Here is a 15,618-nt window from a genome sequence, read left to right on the forward strand (position 1 = left end):
GAACACGCATCCGCTTCACCGCCGGCGGGGCCGGCATTTCAGTCGATACCAACCAAGGAGACGCGAAGTGATCAGGAGCAAGGTGTTGAACGCGATCGTCGGGCTGACGTTCGCCGTCGGCGTGACGGCCGGCGCGCAGGCGCAGGAAACCTACATCCCGCTGATCTCGAAGGGCTTCCAGCATCAGTTCTGGCAGGCCGTGAAGGCGGGCGCGATGCAGGCGTCGAAGGACTACAAGGTGAAGGTGACGTTCGAAGGCCCCGAAACCGAGGCGATGGTCGACAAGCAGATCGACATGCTGTCCGCCGCGATCGCGAAGAAGCCGGCCGCGCTCGGCTTCGCGGCGCTCGACAGCAAGGCCGCGCTGCCGCTCCTGAAGAAGGCGCAGGCCGAGAAGATTCCGGTGATCGCGTTCGACTCGGGCGTCGACAGCGACATTCCGGTGACGACCGCCGCGACCAACAACAAGGCCGCCGCCGCGCTTGCCGCCGACAAGCTCGCCGCGCTGATCGGCGACGAAGGCGAGGTGGCCGTGATCGCGCACGACCAGACGAGCCGCACCGGCATCGACCGCCGCGACGGTTTTCTCGAACGGATGAAGTCGGCGCACCCGAAGGTGCAGGTCGTGACCGTGCAGTACGGCGAGGGCGATCAACTGAAGTCCACCGAAGTGACGAAGTCGATCCTGCAGGCGTATCCGAAGCTCAAGGGCGTGTTCGGCACCAACGAAGGTTCGGCGATCGGCGTGGTGAACGGCGTGCGCGAGATGAAGCGCAAGGTCGTGATCGTCGGTTACGATTCGGGCAAGCAGCAGAAGGACGCGATCCGCAGCGGGCTGATGGCCGGCGCGATCACGCAGAACCCGGTCGGGATCGGCTACAAGACGGTCGAAGCGGCCGTGAAGTCGATCAAGGGCGAGAAGCTGCCGAAGGTCATCGATACCGGGTTCTACTGGTACGACAAGACCAACATCGACGACCCGAAGATCGCGGCGGTGTTGTACGACTGAACGTGACGTGACGTGACGTGACGTGACGTGACGTGACGTGACGTGACGCGGCGAGCGAGGGCGAATCACGAGGACACCATGGGCGCAGTGCGTATCGATTCCCATCAGCACTTCTGGCGTTACCGCGCGGCCGATTATCCGTGGATCGGCCCGGGCATGGACGTGCTCGCCTGCGATTACCTGCCCGACGCGCTGTGGCCGCAGATGCATGCGCAGGCGCTCGGCGCGTCGATCGCGGTGCAGGCGCGCGCCGGACGCGACGAGACGGCATTCCTGCTCGATCTCGCCCGCGACGACCCGCACATCGCGGCGGTGGTCGGCTGGGAGGATCTCGGTGCGCCTGAACTCGCCGACCGCATCGCCGAATGGCGCAGCCCGAAGCTGCGCGGCTTTCGTCACCAGGTGCAGGACGAAGCCGACGTCGGCGCGTTCGTCGCGGATCCCGCGTTCAATCGCGGCGTCGCGTGGTTGCAGGCGAACGGCTATGTGTACGACGTGCTCGTGTTCGAGCGCCAGTTGCCGGACGTGCGCGCGTTCTGCACACGGCACGATGCGCACTGGCTCGTGCTCGATCATGCCGGCAAGCCGCCGCTCGCAGAATTCCACCGCGATGGAACGGCGCTGGCACGCTGGCGTGCCGGGTTGCGCGAGCTGGGCGCGCTGCCGCACGTCGTGTGCAAGCTGTCGGGGCTCGTGACCGAGACGGACTGGCGGCGCGGCTTGCGCGGGCAGGACCTCCGGCACATCGAGCAATGCCTCGATGCGGCGCTCGACGCGTTCGGCCCGCAGCGGCTGATGTTCGGGTCGGACTGGCCCGTGTGCCTGCTCGCGGCGTCGTATGACGAAGTGGCGTCGCTGGTCGAGCGCTGGGCCGAAGCGCGGTTGTCGGCGGCCGAGCGCAACGCGTTGTGGGGCGGCACGGCCGCGCGTTGCTATGCGGTGCCGGGCGATACGCAGCCCGGCATATAAAATAGGCGCGAACGGCCTGACGCGCCATTCGTCAGACCGTCCGCAATGCAATCGCTTACCTGTATCAACGTATGTCCATCCAGCCGATTCAGAACCGCCGCCTTTACCAGCAGATCGCCGACAAGCTCAGCGCGATGATCGAGTCCGGCGATTTTCCGCCGGGCAGCTATCTGCCGCCCGAGCGCGAACTGGCCGAGCAGTTCGGCGTGTCGCGCACGTCGGTGCGCGAGGCGCTGATCGCGCTTGAAGTCAGCGGGCTCGTCAGCGTGCGTGTCGGCGACGGCGTGAAGGTGCGCCAACCCGAGGCCGCAGCCGCGCCGGAACCGCGGGCCGATACGAAGGTCGCGCCGTTCTCGGTCGTCGAGATCGATCCCGAGCTCGGCATCGCGCTCGACCTCGATACCGAAATCCCGCCGTTCGCGCTGCTGCAGGCGCGCCGGCTGATCGAGCCGGAAGCCGCGTCGCTCGCCGCGAAGCACGGTTCGGACGCGCAGATCGACGGGATTCACGAGGCGTTCCTGCGCAACCAGGAAGACAACCGCAGCGGCTCGCTCACGCATCCGGGCGACCGGCTGTTCCATATCCGTATCGCGGAAGCGAGCGACAACGCCGCGTATGCGCTGATGATCAAGCAGCTGCTCGCGCACAAGTACGACCTGATGTTCCAGCGGCTGCAGTCGCTGTACATGCCGAACGACATGCCGCACCGGTCGGAGCTGGAACATCGCGCGATCCTCGACGCGATCCGCGCGCGCGACCCGGAGGCCGCGCGCCGCGCGATGGCCGAGCATCTCGACGAAGTGATCCGGATCTTCGGCCGCGCGCTCGACTGAGCGCCGGCGATCGGCATCAGAAGCGGTCGGCGCGGTAGGGCGTCGGGTCGGTAAACGGCGCTTCGCCCGTCATCATCTCGGCCAGCAGGCGGCCGGAGACGGGGCCGAGCGTGAGCCCGTGATGGTTGTGCCCGAACGCGAACCACAGCCCGCGATGCGCGGGCGCGGGGCCGATCACCGGCCGCATGTCGGGCGTGCATGGCCGGAAGCCGAGCCACGGCTGCGGGTCGAGCCGCTCGCCGAAACCGAACACCGGGCGCGCGACGCGTTCCGCGCGATCGAGCTGCACGCCGGTCGGCGGCAGGCCGCGCCGGGCGATCTCGACGCCGGTGGTCAGCCGCAAGCCGCGCCGCATCGGCGCGATCACGTAGCCGTATTCGCGATCGACGATCGGCGCCGACGGCGCGCCGCGTTCCGACGGCGCGTAGTGCATGTGATAGCCGCGCTTCTCGCGCAGCGGAATCTTGTAGCCGAACTTGCCGAACACCGTGTCGGACCACGGGCCGAGCGCGACGACCACGGCCGGCGCGGCGATCTTGCCTTCGTCCGTCGTGACCTGCCAGCCGGGCGACAGCGCGTCGAGGCTCGCCGCATCGCCGGTGAGCAGCGTGCCGCCGCCTTGCACGAAGAGCTGCGCGTAGGTTTTGACGAGCGCGGACGGATCGACGACGCTTTTCGGATCGAGCCAGTGCAGCGCGCCGCAGAAGCCTGCGGCAAGGCTCGGTTCCTGGGCGCGAAGTGCCGCGGCATCGAGCGGCGTGATGCCGAGCCCGTGGCGGCGCGCGGTGAGCCCGGCATCGGCGACCGCGCGTTCGAACGCGGCCGGCGTGCGGAACGCTTCCATCCAGCCGCTGGCGCGCACCAGTTCCCCGGCGCCGGCCCGCGCGATCAGCGCGTCGTGCTCGACGATGCAGCGCTCGATCAGCGGCAGCATGTCGCGTGAGGCCGCCGCGTGACGCAGCGGCGCCGATTCCCACCAGAAACGCGCGAGCCATGGCGCGAACGCGGGCAGCGACGTGCTGTGCCAGTAGAGATCGGTGGAGCGGTTCAGCGCGTAGCGCATCAGCGTGAACGGGCTGCGCGGGAACGGATACGGTTCGATCGACGAGCGCTCGATCAGCCCCGCATTGCCGAAGCTCGTGCCTTCGCCGGGCGCGCCGCGGTCGACGAGGGCGACCTTGCGGCCGCGATCCTGCAGGTGCAGCGCGGCGCAGACGCCGACGATGCCCGCGCCCAGAACGATTACGTCGAAGTCCATGGATGGTGGCGAGATGCGATGGTGGGGCAAAGGGGCCGCGTTTCGTTGTGACGCGAATGCGGTTCGGAACCCAAGGATACCTCCGGCGGGCGCGGGTGCGGGGCCGATCGTCAGTCGCACATGACGCGGCGATCCGCGCCGCCGCGCGGCACGATGCCCGTCGGCGCGTGCGAATCGCATTTCATGAGGTCGTTCGATTACGCGACATATTCGCCGGCGAAAATCGGATCACGCATCTTCCGGAGGTGAATGAATCGCAGCTGCGTGCAGCGGATGCCATGTATCGCGATTTCGACATTTTCCTGATTTCACGAATGCCCGGAATGCGCCGGCAGCGACGCTTATTGGTAACGGATTCGTTTTGAATCGCAGGCGGTTCTTTATATTTTCGAAGTCGGAAAATAATGCCGCGCTGCGGCGCGTCAATGTAAAAACTACTTATCCGGGGGCGCGGAAGCCGGAAAAAATTCGAGTGGGAAGCTTAATTGAAAGTATGGACTGGCTTGACACATGCCGCTATGATGGCGCCGCTTGTCATGAGAGATGGATAATCTCCGCCACAAAAGAGACATATATCGCGGGGGCAATATCGGTTTTCTCCAATGCCGGTGTATTGGTGGATGCTATTTCGAAGATCGCGAAAAAACTCGAAGCAGCGTATTCCGTCGAACCCGCGTTTCGAAATTAATATTTCGGACATCGACATGCAGTAAAGCCGCGCCGCATGCGTCGTGGCAACCAGAAATAAGAAAGCGAGAGGGCCCATGAAAGAGATGCCAGGAATCGCCGGGGTAGCCGAGTCCGCGGGATCGTCTCCGCTTGCGGGCGCGCTGACATCCGGCGCGATGCAAATGGCGGCGGCGGCGAATCCCGTGGCCGGCAAGATCGCGCCGACCGCGTCGGCCGTCATGCAGGCGCTGGCCGCCGGCGGCAATCCGGCCCAGATCGCGGCGTCGATGGCCGCGCCGGCGGCAGGCATGTTGAATCCGCTCGCCGGGCAACTCGCATCCGGGGCGATGTCCGGCATGGGGGCAGCGCTCGCTTCGCCGTCGCCGATGGCGGCCGCCGCGCCGGCCGACGACCACCCGCTTTCCGGGCAGCCGCTTTCCGACCTCGCCTCCGCGCCGCAATTCTTCGTTCCCGGCCAGACGCGGGGTGCGCCCGCGGCGGCGTCGGCGTTGCCGTTCAGCGAGACGACCCGCCTGCTGCGATTCCAGTCGTCGCTGACCGGCAACCGGGCGCTGTCGATCGCGGCGATCAAGGGCGGCGAGGCGCTGTCGGAGATGCCGAGCTACACGCTGGACCTGATCACGCAGAATCCGTCGATCGACCTCAAGGACGTGCTGAACCAGCCGGTCGCCGTCGACATCATGCTGCAGGATGGATCGGAGCGGCAGATTCACGGCTATCTGGTGCGGTTCGGTTTCGAGCGCAACGACGGCGGCATCGCATATTACCGTGGCGACCTGGTGCCGTGGCTGTGGTATCTCGGCAAGCGGATCAACAGCCGGATCTATCAGCAGGTCACGGTGCTCGACGTGCTGCGCAAGGTCTTCGCCGACTACGGCGCGCTGGTCGATTACCAGACGCACGTCAAGCAGGAACTGAAGCAAGAGGATTACGTCGTTCAGTTCCAGGAGAGCGACCTGAATTTCGTCAGCCGGCTGCTCGAGCGGCATGGGCTGTTCTACTACTTCGAATATCGGCAGGACGGTCACACGCTCGTGATCGCCGACGATTCGACGTCGTGTCCCGATCAGGCGCACGATCCCGTCGTGACCTACAACGCGGCGAGCGGCGTGCAGCAGGCGGACCGCTTGACCGCGCTGTCGGCCAGCCGGGAAACCCAGCCCGGCGTGGTCGCGTTGCATACGTTCGACTACAAGCACCCGAAGAGCCGGCCGTACGTCGAGTTGCCGACGCTGGCCGACCAGGGCAATGCGCCGAAGCTCGAGGTGTACGACGGCAATTCGGCGTTCGCATACAAGGACGCCAGCGCGGGCGAGGCGGAAGCCAAGCGCCGGCTCGAGGTGTACGAGTGGCAGGCCAAGGTGTTCCGGGGCGAATCCGGTTGCCGCGGGCTCACCGTCGGCCGCAAGTTCAGGATCGACGGGCACTTCTGGTTCGACCCGGCCAAGCAGGACGACAACGAATTCCTCGTCGTCGGCATCGAGATCGACGCAAAGAACAATTTCGACGATGCGTCGACGCAGCCCGGCAGTTTCCGCAGCACGCTGACGCTGATCCGGAGCAAGATTCCGTATCGTCCGGTGCGGCAGCACGAGAAGCCGATCATGCCCGGGCCGCAGAGCGCGATCGTGGTCGGCCCGAAGGGGCAGGAAATCCATACCGACGGGATGGGACGGATCAAGGTCCAGTTTCCGTGGGACCGCTACGGCAAGAACGACCAGGAGAGTTCCTGCTGGATCCGCGTGTCGCAGCCGTGGGCGGGGCGCGGCTGGGGAACCGTCGCGATTCCGCGCGTGAATCAGGAAGTCATCGTCGATTTCCTGAACGGCGACCCCGATCGGCCGATCATCGTCGGGCGGATGTTCAACGCCGAGCAGACGCCGCCGTACGCGTTACCCGACGGCGCGCATCAGATGGGCTTTCACAGCAACTCCACGCCGGGCGGCGGCGGGTTCTGCGAAGTCGTGATCCACGACAAGAAGGGCGACGAACTGGTCAATATCCATAGTCAGAAGGATATGGCCACGACCGTTCAGAACAATCACGTGACGGTCGTGAACGGCCCGAACCAGACGAACGTCGTCACGCAGGGCCAGCACGCGAACATCGTGCGCAAGGCGATTTCCGTGCAGTCGCAGGACGAGCATATTCAGCACACGGCCAGGACGGCGGTGATCCTGCATGCGCAGGAACAGCACATGGCGCTCAAGGCGAAGGGGCCCGTGCAGATCGAATCCGACACCGAGCACGTGCATGTGAAGGGCTCGCAGTCGATCGTCCTCGAATGCGGGAAGGCGAAGATCACGCTGTCGGCCGACGGGCAGATCGTGATCGACGGCACGCGCGTCGTCGTGCTCGGTTCGCAAAGCGTCGACCTGAATCCCGACGGCGCGAGCGGACCGGCGTCGCCGCCGCTCGTACCCGTCACCGACCCGGGCGCGCCGGCGCCCGATCTCGCGGCGCCGGTGGCAGGCGGCGGAGGCGGTGGCGGCGGTGGTGCCGCGGCTGCCGCGCCCGGTCACGGGAAAAAGCCCGCCAAGGCCGCGCAGAAGAAGGCCGTGACGACCGGACTGGGTGCCGGCGTCGACCAGCTCGCCGCGAAATCGCCTTCGCTCGAACGCGACATCACGAAACTGCAGAAGGACGGCTGGCAAATCCAGTACGGTCCCGCGAATCAGGGTTCGTCCACGAACAAGAGCGGGCATCCGCCGACGATCGTGATCGACGACAACGACCGCGGGAATCCGGAGGCCGTCGTCCAGGGGCTTGCGCACGAAACCGGACACGCGCTGTATCAGGGCACGCCGGATTATTCGACCAAGACGAACTACGTCAATAGCGAACTGGCGGACGAAGGCGCGGCCACGTTGAACAACATCAAGGTGCAGCGGGAAATCCTCGCGCGCGGCGGCCCGGACATCAGTATCGCCGGGAATCCGGACAATGCGCCTGCCTACAACGCCGCGTACAACCGGTTCCTGAAGAACGGCGACGTGAGCGCGGCGCGGGCCGCGATCGGCCATGTCTACGGCACGGGAGAATATGCGTCGGTGCCGGTCAACGGCCAGTATGTCGATTATCAAACCTACTACGGAAGCTGGTATGACCGTAACTACCCGTCCCACTAAGCGCGGCCGTGCCGCGGCGATAGTCGCGCCGTTGTTGCTCGCACTGTCGCTGGGCGTGACGCCGGCCTGTTCGGAAGGATCGAAGAAGATGCGCACAACCGTTCAACTCAGCCTCTGGCAAGTGATCGACCAGATTGGCACCCATACGCCGATCCGGCGCGAGCCCGTCGAGCACCTGCTGCACACGACGCTCGCCCGCACCGAATCGAGCAACGAATACTTCACGTTCTGGAGCAACGGCGACAGCGGTCCGATCGCGCTCGACGACGGCACGCAGATCGAGCGCGTCGTGCTGCGTACGAGCAACGAAGGCGCCGCGCGCGGCGCGCTCACGTTGACGCTGTCCGGCCGCTGCGTCGGCCGCGAGGACGTGAAGGCGCGTTTTGCCGGGATGCGGATCGCCGGCGCGCCGTCGGGCCGCTCGCCGAACGAGGAAACGACGTTCCGCTCGGAGACCGCATGGGGCGAACTCGTGTTCGGGTTCGCGGAACGCAACCCCGATTGTCTGTCGAGCGTCGGCTTCGGCGAGAAGACGAAGTAACGCGCCGCCCGGACGCATGCGTCCGAATCAACGAAAGGAAGAACGGAATGGCGGTTTACCGATTGCACGAGGGGTGCATGGTCTTGCCCGACGGCTGGCGAGACCAGACCATGAACGTGTTCCACTTGCCCGACGCGTCCGGCCGCAAGGACGTGGCGTTCGTGGTCACGCGCGACTACGACACGCCGCTCGACGACGTCGGCGCCTACGCGGATGCCCAGCAGACGGCATTCAAGCGCCAGTTTCCGGCCTACAAGCCGCTCGCGCGCGAGACCGTCACGATCGGCGGGCTGCCGGGCCTCATGCTCGACTATCAGTGGCGCAGCGACAAGACGCTGCTGCGGCAACGGCAGGCGATGGTCCGACTCGACGATGCGATGCTGGTGTTCACGCTCAACGCGCGCGTCGAGGATTTCGAGCGGCACCTCCCCGCATGGACGGCGATCCTGTCGTCGTTCGCCGTCCTGCCGCCGGAGCCGGCCGAGCGCGCCACGCAGGCCGCGCCGCACGAAGTCCTGCCGCACGTGTTCGTGTTGTCGGCGAAGACGCGCGTGCTGCGCGTCTATCCGGACCTTCGCGCGGCATGCGAGCGGATCAGCGCGCGCGAAGTCGAAAGCCACGACTGGGTGTTTTTCGCGAGCGATGGCTCGCCGCTCGCGCCGACGATCGTCCAACGCAGCCGCCACGGGCTGTTCAAGGCGGACGGGCGCTACGAGCTGCGTCCCGATCCCGGCTATTCGGGGCTCGAGTTGCGGCACCGTCTCACTGCGGTCACTGCCGTTGAAGGCGTGCCGCCCCTGCTGACGCTGCAGGACATCGAAGCGCATCTGCGGCGGCGGGGCGCGGACGGCGCGTCGTCATGAGCGGTGCCGAGGCGGCCCTGCGCGCCGCCCGCATGGGCGACGAGATCGCGCATGGCTTCGGCCTGCTCGGGATGATCGCCGGCGCCGTGGTCGGTGCGGTCGTCGCCGCGGCAATCGTGACGGCGACCGCGGCTACCGGCGGTCTCGCGCTCGTCGCGATCGTCGGCGGCTGCGTGGCGGGCGGCGGCCTCGCCGGCGGCGCGCTGGTGCGCGGCATACAGAAGGCGGCCAACCTGTCCGGTCCAACCACCGGCATGCTTCATCCGGGATCGTCGAACGTCACGGTCAACAGCCGTTCCGCGTTGCGCGCCGGCATCGACTTCGCGGACGAATGCAACGGCCTGCCGTTCAATCATTTCCCGCAGCCGAAACCGCTCGTCGCGCAGGGCTCGCGGACCGTGACCGTCAACGGCAAGCCGATGGCACGGCTGTCGATGAAGATGGTGTGCGGCGCCGTCATCAAGACCGCGAGCGACAACGTGACGGTCGGCGGCGAGACCGTCACCGTCGTGGCGATCCACGATACCGAGGCGATGTTCGAGACGGCCCTCGAGGTGCTCGGCTTCGTTGCGCTCGGCGCAGCCGGCCTGGGTGCGCTCGCGGCAGGCGCCGCGGCCACCGCGCTGTTCGCGGGGACCGTGATCGGCGCCAACGTCGGCCTGAATGCGCTGCATTCGTGGGGCGAATCGCTGGGGCCCGGCTACGGCGACATCATGGTCGGCGTGGCGGGATTCGCGTTGCTCGGGCTGGGGGCGAAGGGGGCCGACACCGAAGCCGCGAAGAACGCCGTCGACGTCCTGAACCGGACCAAGGTGGAAATCGAGCCGAACACGCTCGGCTCCAACGGCGGCAACGTTCGGGTCACGACCAAGGGCGTGCCGCGATCGCTCTACGATCAGCTTCGGTCCAAGACGCCGAGTTCGAAGATCCAGAAGATGGTCAACGAGAACTTCGAGGCGGGCATGGACGATCCCGCGCTGCCGGGCCTCACGATCGACAAGTCGCTGCATGCGGACCACATCGTGTCGATGAAGGAGATCACCGAGATGCCGGGGTTCAAGGATCTTTCCGTCGAGAACCAGGTCAAGGTCCTCAACAATCCCGACAACTTCGCGGGCCTCAGCGAGACCGCCAATACGTCGAAGGGATCGAAGTCCTATGCCGACTGGACCGAATACAAGAAGGGCCGCATCAAGGTCGACGAAGATTTCAGACAGCAGATGATGCAGCGCGAAGCCGACAACCGGACGCTGCTGCAGCAACAGATCAACGATTTGCTCGGCGGACAGCCGAAGTAGAATCCCTCGATGACGAATTCAATGGTGACTGGCAATGATTGAGCTATCCGCGAAGACTTACACCGCCGAACTGCAACGCTTCCGGTTGCGAGGCCGCGTCTGGCTCGCGTCGAGCGAGATTCCCGCCGACGTCCAGGTGCCGACTGCCTGGCGTGTGCTGCTCGATACGCCCGACGCCGCGCTCGGCAACTGGCTCGCGAAGATGTGGGCCGGTGTCGTCAGCCGCTTGCCCGCGGTCGAGACGTTCTTCGCCGAGAAGCTGCGGCGTCCCGCCGTGTTCCAGAAGGAAAACGGCGATCTGTGCCTGCTCTATCCGTACACCGTCGAAGGCGACGACTTGAACTTCTACATCGGCCATCCGCCGCTCGGCGATCTGGTGTCGGACGACATGTCGCTGTGGCGCGCGCTGCCCGACGATCTGCGCAGCTTCTACCAGTTCACGCATAACGGCTGGACGTTCTTTCCCGCCAACTCGATGGGGCCGATGCCGATCGGCGACCAGACCGCGCTGACGGACAAGCTCGACCTGACGCCCGACGAAACGCGCACGCTTGGCGTGAACCCGGATCTCGTGTGGACCGTATTTCAGAACGGCAGCGGCGACTATCTGTGCCTGGATCTGCGCGACAGTGCCGGCGACGGCAGCGCGGCAGGGCGGCTCTGGTGGCACGAGAATCCGACCGAACTCGAGCCGGTGGATTTCTGGGCCGTCATGAACGCGTGGTTCGAAATCTTCGTCGAGGAAGCCGACAAGCGGTGACCGCGCACGCGCGGCGCGGCCGTCGCGGATAGTGCTAACGGTGCAGCCCGCGCCACGCGGCCGCGAATCGCCGCGCGGCGTCGAAGCAAACCGCGTCGCATTGCGGCGCGCCGATCAACTGCACGCCCACGGGCAGTTCGCCCGGCATGAAGCACGGCGCGCTGACGACCGGCAGCCCCGCGAACGAAATCGGCTGCGTGAGCAGGCCGAGCGTCTTCGCGGGTTCGAGCGCGACGCCGTTGACCTCGACGGTCGCATCGGTGAAGCGCGGCGCGGCATACGGTGTCGCGGCCGCGAGCAGCACGTCGTAGCGCGCGAACAGCGCGTCGACCCGCGCGCGCCACGCGGCACGGCAGGCAAGCGCTTCCCGATGGGCGGCGTCGGACGTGGCGAGGCCGGTTGCGATGCGCGACCGCAGGCGTTCGGAGACGTGCGCCGCCGGCGCGTCGAGCAACCCGCGATGGGTGCCGGCCAGCTCCACGTTCGAGATCGTGACCGCGGCTTCCCGCACGCGTGCGGCTTCGTCGCTGTCGATCGGCACCGATTCCCCCGCATGCAGACAGGCCGCCGCACGCCGCACGGCGCGCTGTGCATCCGCATCGGCATGGCGTTCGAAATCACCCGTCAGCACGGCGACGCGAAGCGGAGCGGCCGGATCGCGAGCCGGTTGCGAGCGCGCCGATTGCGCATCGCGCAGCGTGTCGTACAGCGCGGCCAGATCGTCGATATCGTTGGCGAACCCGCCGACGGTGTCGAGCGATTCGGCATAGGGGAGGCAACCGGCCGTCGACAGCCGCCCGTCGCTCGGGCGAAACCCCCACACGCCGCAGAGCGCCGCCGGTGCGCGGATCGAGCCGTTGGTGTCGCTGCCGAGCGCGAGCGGCACGTAGCCGGCGGCGACTGCGGCGGCCGAGCCGCTCGACGAACCGCCCGTCATGCGCGTCGGGTCAGACGGCAGGCGCACCGCGCCATAGTGCGGATTCACGCCGGTGGCACCGCACGCGAGTTCGTCCATGTGCGTCGCGCCCACCGGCACCGCGCCGGCCGCGCAGAGTCGCGCGACCATCGCGGCATCGGCGACGGCGGGCGGCAACGCGGCGCGCGCCGGCGAGCCCGCGACCGTCGTGTAGCCCGCCACGTCGACATTCCACTTCACGAGAAAGGGCACGCCTGCCAGCGGCCCGGGATCGCGTCCGTCACGCACGAGGCGATCGATCCGCCGCGCGTCGCGCAGCGCCCGCTCGTCGAAGGTGCGGGCGCAGGCGTGGATCGCGCCGTCGCGCGCGGCGATATCGGCGAGCACGGTCTGCACGAGCGTCACGGCATGCACGCGTCCCGCGCGAACCTCGGCCGCCAGCGCGAGCGCGCTGCGCATCGACGGCACCGGGTTCACGTGCGCACCATGAGCCGGCGCGGAATCGACAGGATCAGCGCGGCGGCGGCGAACAGCGTGAAGGCGAGCAGCGCGACGCCGAGTTCGGTGCTGCCCGTCAATCCCGTCGCGTAGCCCATCAGCGTCGGGCCGACGAATCCGGCGACGGCCGCGCCGATGTTGACGAGCCCGGCGCCGCCCGCGGCCGCCTCACCGGCGAGGATCCGCGACGGCAGGCTCCAGAACATCGCGAGCGTGCTCATGATGCCGGCCACGCCGGCGGTCAGGCACAGGACGGCGAGCACCGGATGCCCGCGCATGCCGAGGCTCGCGAGCAGCGCGACGCCGCCGATCGCAACCGGCAGCGCCGTATGCCAGCGGCGCTCGCCGGTTCGCACCGAGTGCTGCGCGTTCGCGACCATCGCGACCGACGCGACCAGATACGGGATCGCGCTGACGAGGCCGACCCCGAGGTTGCTCAGCGAGCCGAGCGCCTTGATCATCGTCGGCATCCAGAACACCAGCCCGTAGTTGCCGACGTTGTAGAGGAACGACGTCGCGAACAGCAGCCACAGCGTCGGTTCGCGCAGCGCCGCGCCGAGACGGGTGCGCTTGCCGGCCGCTTCCTGCGCCATCTCCGCGCGAATTATCCGTTTCTCCGCGTCGGTCAGCCAGGCCGCGTCGTCGATCCGCTCCGTCACACGCACGAGCAGGACCAGGCCGAGCACGATGGCCGGCAGGCCTTCGATCAGGAACATCCACTGCCAGCCGCGCAGCCCGAGGCCGCCGTGCGTCGCGTCCATGATCCAGCCCGACAGCGGGCCGCCGACGATCACGCCCAGCGGCATCGCGAGAAACAGGAAGGCCATGACCTTCGCGAGCCGGTGCGACGGAAACCACACGCTGAAGTACGCGATCACGGCCGGAAAGAAGCTGGCCTCGGTCACGCCGAGCAGGAAGCGCAGCGCATAGAAGCTCGCGGTGTCGCGGGTCGCCAGCGTGGCGACCGACACGACGCCCCACGTCAGCATCGCGCCGGCGAGACAGCGCTTCACGCCGATCCGCCGCACGAGCCAGCCGGCCGGCACCTGCAGCAGCAGATAGCCGACGAAGAACAGGCCCGCGCCGACGCCGTAGGCGGCGTCCGTGAGGTGCAGGTCCGTCACCATCTGCAGCTTCGCGAAGCCGACGTTGACGCGGTCGAGATAACCGAAGAAGTAGCAGACCAGGATCAGCGGAATGATGCGCCGGCTCAGGCGCGCATATAGCGCGTCGAGGCCGGGAGCGACGGGTTCCGCGTGCGGGCTCGCGCCGGTTTGCATGCCGTGCGGCGTGGCGGCGCCGTTGGGATTCGTCATGGTGACTCCGTGCAGGTGGGTTCCGGGGCGGTGGTGGCGCGAGCGGCGGCGTTCGCGACAACGGAAAGGCATGCCATCGATCGGCCGGTCGTGGCTTCAGCGGCGCAGCGCCCGGCCGGGGCGCGTGCCGGTGTGCCGGCCGTGTTCGAGCACGGCCCGCCCGTTGACGAACACGTGCTCGATGCCTTCGGGGCGTAGCGTCGGGCTCGCGAACGTCGCGCGGTCGATCACGCGGGCCGGATCGAACACGACGAGATCCGCGTAATGACCGACCGCGAGCCGCCCGCGTTCCGCGATGCCGAATTGCTCGGCCGTGAGGCCCGTCATCTTGCGCACGGCGGTTTCGAGCGGGAACAGGCCGCGCTCGCGCGAGAATTCGCCGAGCACGCGCGGGAACGTGCCCCACAGCCGCGGATGCGGGCGCATGTCGTTGGGCAGGCCGTCGGAGCCGATCATCGTCAGTTCGTGACGCATGATGCGCTCCACGTCCGCCTCGTCCATCACGAAGTAGATCGCGCCGGCGGGGCGCAGCGCCTCGATCGCGGCGTCGACGGAATCGCCGAACAGCGGCAGCAGTTCGTGGAAGTCGCGGCCCGCGAGCTCGGGATGCGGCTTCGACCATGCCAGGATCACGCGTGACGACTGGCGGATGCGATCCGCGCGCAGCATCGTCGACGTGGCGGGATACGGATGGCAGTCGATGCACAGCGGTTGCCGTGCGCGCTGCGCGTCGATATGCGCGAGCGTTTCGACCGAGCGGCCGTGGTTGGCCTTGCCGGCCACCTTGTGATGCGACAGCACGACGCGCACGTCGAGCGCGCGTCCGATCGAGAACGCTTCGTCGAGCGACGCGATGATCGCGTCGGTTTCGTCGCGCAGGTGCGTCGCGAACACGCCGCCCGTCTCGCGCAGCGGTGCGCACACGGCGATCAGCTCGTCGGTCGTCGCCGCCGCCGCGGGCGGGTAGAAGGTGCCCGACGAGACGCCGAACGCGCCCGCCGCCATCGCTTCGCGCACGTCGGCCGCCATCGCCGCGATCTCCGCCGTGCTGGCCGCGCGATCGAGATCGGCCATGTGCCGCACGCGCAGCGTCGAATGGCCGACCAGGGCTGCCGTGTTCACGGCGGCGGGCGTGGCGTCGAGCGCGTCGAGATACGCGCGAAAGGACGGGAAGCGAAACGACTGCCAGGCGCCCAGCAGATCGAGCGGCTGCGGCACGTCGCGTTCGGCGAGCAGCGGCGCGAGACTGATCCCGCAGTTGCCGGCGATCACCGTGGTGACGCCTTGCGCGACCTTCGGCTCGACGTCGGGATCGGTCAGCACGAACGCGTCGTCGTGCGTGTGGCTGTCGATGAAGCCCGGCGCGACGACCAGGTCGCGTGCGTCCAGCGTGCGGGCCGCCGTCGCGCCGCCCAGATCGCCGATCGCGGCGATGCGCTCGCCCGTCACGCCGAGATCGGCCTCGAAGCGCGCGGCCCCCGTGCCGTCGATCAGCTCGCCGCGGCGCACGATCACGTCGAAATGCATGGTGGCTCCTCC

General features: G+C 67.7%; 12 protein-coding genes. 8 read left to right on the forward strand and 4 right to left on the reverse strand.

Annotation, left to right across the window (positions count from 1 at the left end):
- Nucleotides 1–67 precede the first annotated feature (67 nt).
- From U5771_RS09850 to U5771_RS09860, 3 genes are all read left to right on the forward strand, one after another.
- Nucleotides 68–1,009: an ABC transporter substrate-binding protein gene (locus U5771_RS09850; protein WP_322023773.1), complete on the forward strand. Its 942-nt coding sequence runs from the start codon at nt 68–70 to the stop codon at nt 1,007–1,009.
- Between the two features lie 78 nt (nt 1,010–1,087).
- On the forward strand, nt 1,088–1,978 hold the full coding sequence (locus U5771_RS09855) for an amidohydrolase family protein (RefSeq protein WP_322023774.1): 891 nt from the start codon (nt 1,088–1,090) through the stop codon (nt 1,976–1,978).
- Between the two features lie 71 nt (nt 1,979–2,049).
- Nucleotides 2,050–2,811 carry a FadR/GntR family transcriptional regulator gene (locus U5771_RS09860; protein ID WP_322023775.1) on the forward strand — a complete coding sequence of 254 codons (762 nt, stop codon included), beginning with the start codon at nt 2,050–2,052 and terminating at the stop codon, nt 2,809–2,811.
- Between the two features lie 16 nt (nt 2,812–2,827).
- Here U5771_RS09860 and U5771_RS09865 read toward each other — a convergent pair whose 3' ends face one another.
- On the reverse strand, nt 2,828–4,069 hold the full coding sequence (locus U5771_RS09865) for an FAD-binding oxidoreductase (protein WP_322023776.1): 1,242 nt from the start codon (nt 4,067–4,069) through the stop codon (nt 2,828–2,830).
- 872 nt (nt 4,070–4,941) lie between these two features.
- Between U5771_RS09865 and U5771_RS09870 the strand changes: the two genes are divergently transcribed.
- The 5 genes from U5771_RS09870 to U5771_RS09890 all read left to right on the forward strand — a co-directional run bounded on the left by U5771_RS09870 (nt 4,942) and on the right by U5771_RS09890 (nt 11,349).
- Nucleotides 4,942–7,887, forward strand: coding sequence for a type VI secretion system Vgr family protein (locus U5771_RS09870; RefSeq protein WP_322023777.1), 2,946 nt, complete (start codon nt 4,942–4,944; stop codon nt 7,885–7,887).
- On the forward strand, nt 7,862–8,428 hold the full coding sequence (locus U5771_RS09875; RefSeq protein WP_322023778.1) for a hypothetical protein: 567 nt from the start codon (nt 7,862–7,864) through the stop codon (nt 8,426–8,428). The genes U5771_RS09870 and U5771_RS09875 overlap by 26 nt, the downstream gene beginning before the upstream one ends.
- 77 nt (nt 8,429–8,505) lie before the next feature.
- The gene (locus U5771_RS09880; RefSeq protein ID WP_322023779.1) at nt 8,506–9,291 is read left to right on the forward strand and encodes a DUF1795 domain-containing protein; all 786 of its coding nucleotides are present in this window, start codon (nt 8,506–8,508) and stop codon (nt 9,289–9,291) included.
- Nucleotides 9,288–10,589, forward strand: coding sequence for a PAAR domain-containing protein (locus tag U5771_RS09885; RefSeq protein WP_322023780.1), 1,302 nt, complete (start codon nt 9,288–9,290; stop codon nt 10,587–10,589). Before U5771_RS09880 ends, U5771_RS09885 begins: the two co-directional genes overlap by 4 nt.
- A gap of 34 nt (nt 10,590–10,623) precedes the next feature.
- Nucleotides 10,624–11,349: an SMI1/KNR4 family protein gene (locus U5771_RS09890; RefSeq protein ID WP_322023781.1), complete on the forward strand. Its 726-nt coding sequence runs from the start codon at nt 10,624–10,626 to the stop codon at nt 11,347–11,349.
- A gap of 34 nt (nt 11,350–11,383) precedes the next feature.
- On the opposite strand, the gene U5771_RS09895 is transcribed toward U5771_RS09890, so the two are convergent.
- The 3 genes from U5771_RS09895 to U5771_RS09905 all read right to left on the reverse strand — a co-directional run bounded on the left by U5771_RS09895 (nt 11,384) and on the right by U5771_RS09905 (nt 15,606).
- Complete coding sequence (locus U5771_RS09895; protein WP_322023811.1) at nt 11,384–12,724, reverse strand: amidase family protein; 1,341 nt, start codon at nt 12,722–12,724, stop codon at nt 11,384–11,386.
- Between the two features lie 14 nt (nt 12,725–12,738).
- On the reverse strand, nt 12,739–14,079 hold the full coding sequence (locus tag U5771_RS09900) for an MFS transporter (RefSeq protein WP_322023782.1): 1,341 nt from the start codon (nt 14,077–14,079) through the stop codon (nt 12,739–12,741).
- Nucleotides 14,080–14,175: 96 nt separating this feature from the next.
- The gene (locus U5771_RS09905) at nt 14,176–15,606 is read right to left on the reverse strand and encodes a D-aminoacylase (RefSeq protein WP_322023783.1); all 1,431 of its coding nucleotides are present in this window, start codon (nt 15,604–15,606) and stop codon (nt 14,176–14,178) included.
- Nucleotides 15,607–15,618: the final 12 nt, after the last annotated feature.

It is taken from the genome of Burkholderia sp. BCC1977, assembly GCF_905339595.1.
Lineage (GTDB): Bacteria > Pseudomonadota > Gammaproteobacteria > Burkholderiales > Burkholderiaceae > Burkholderia.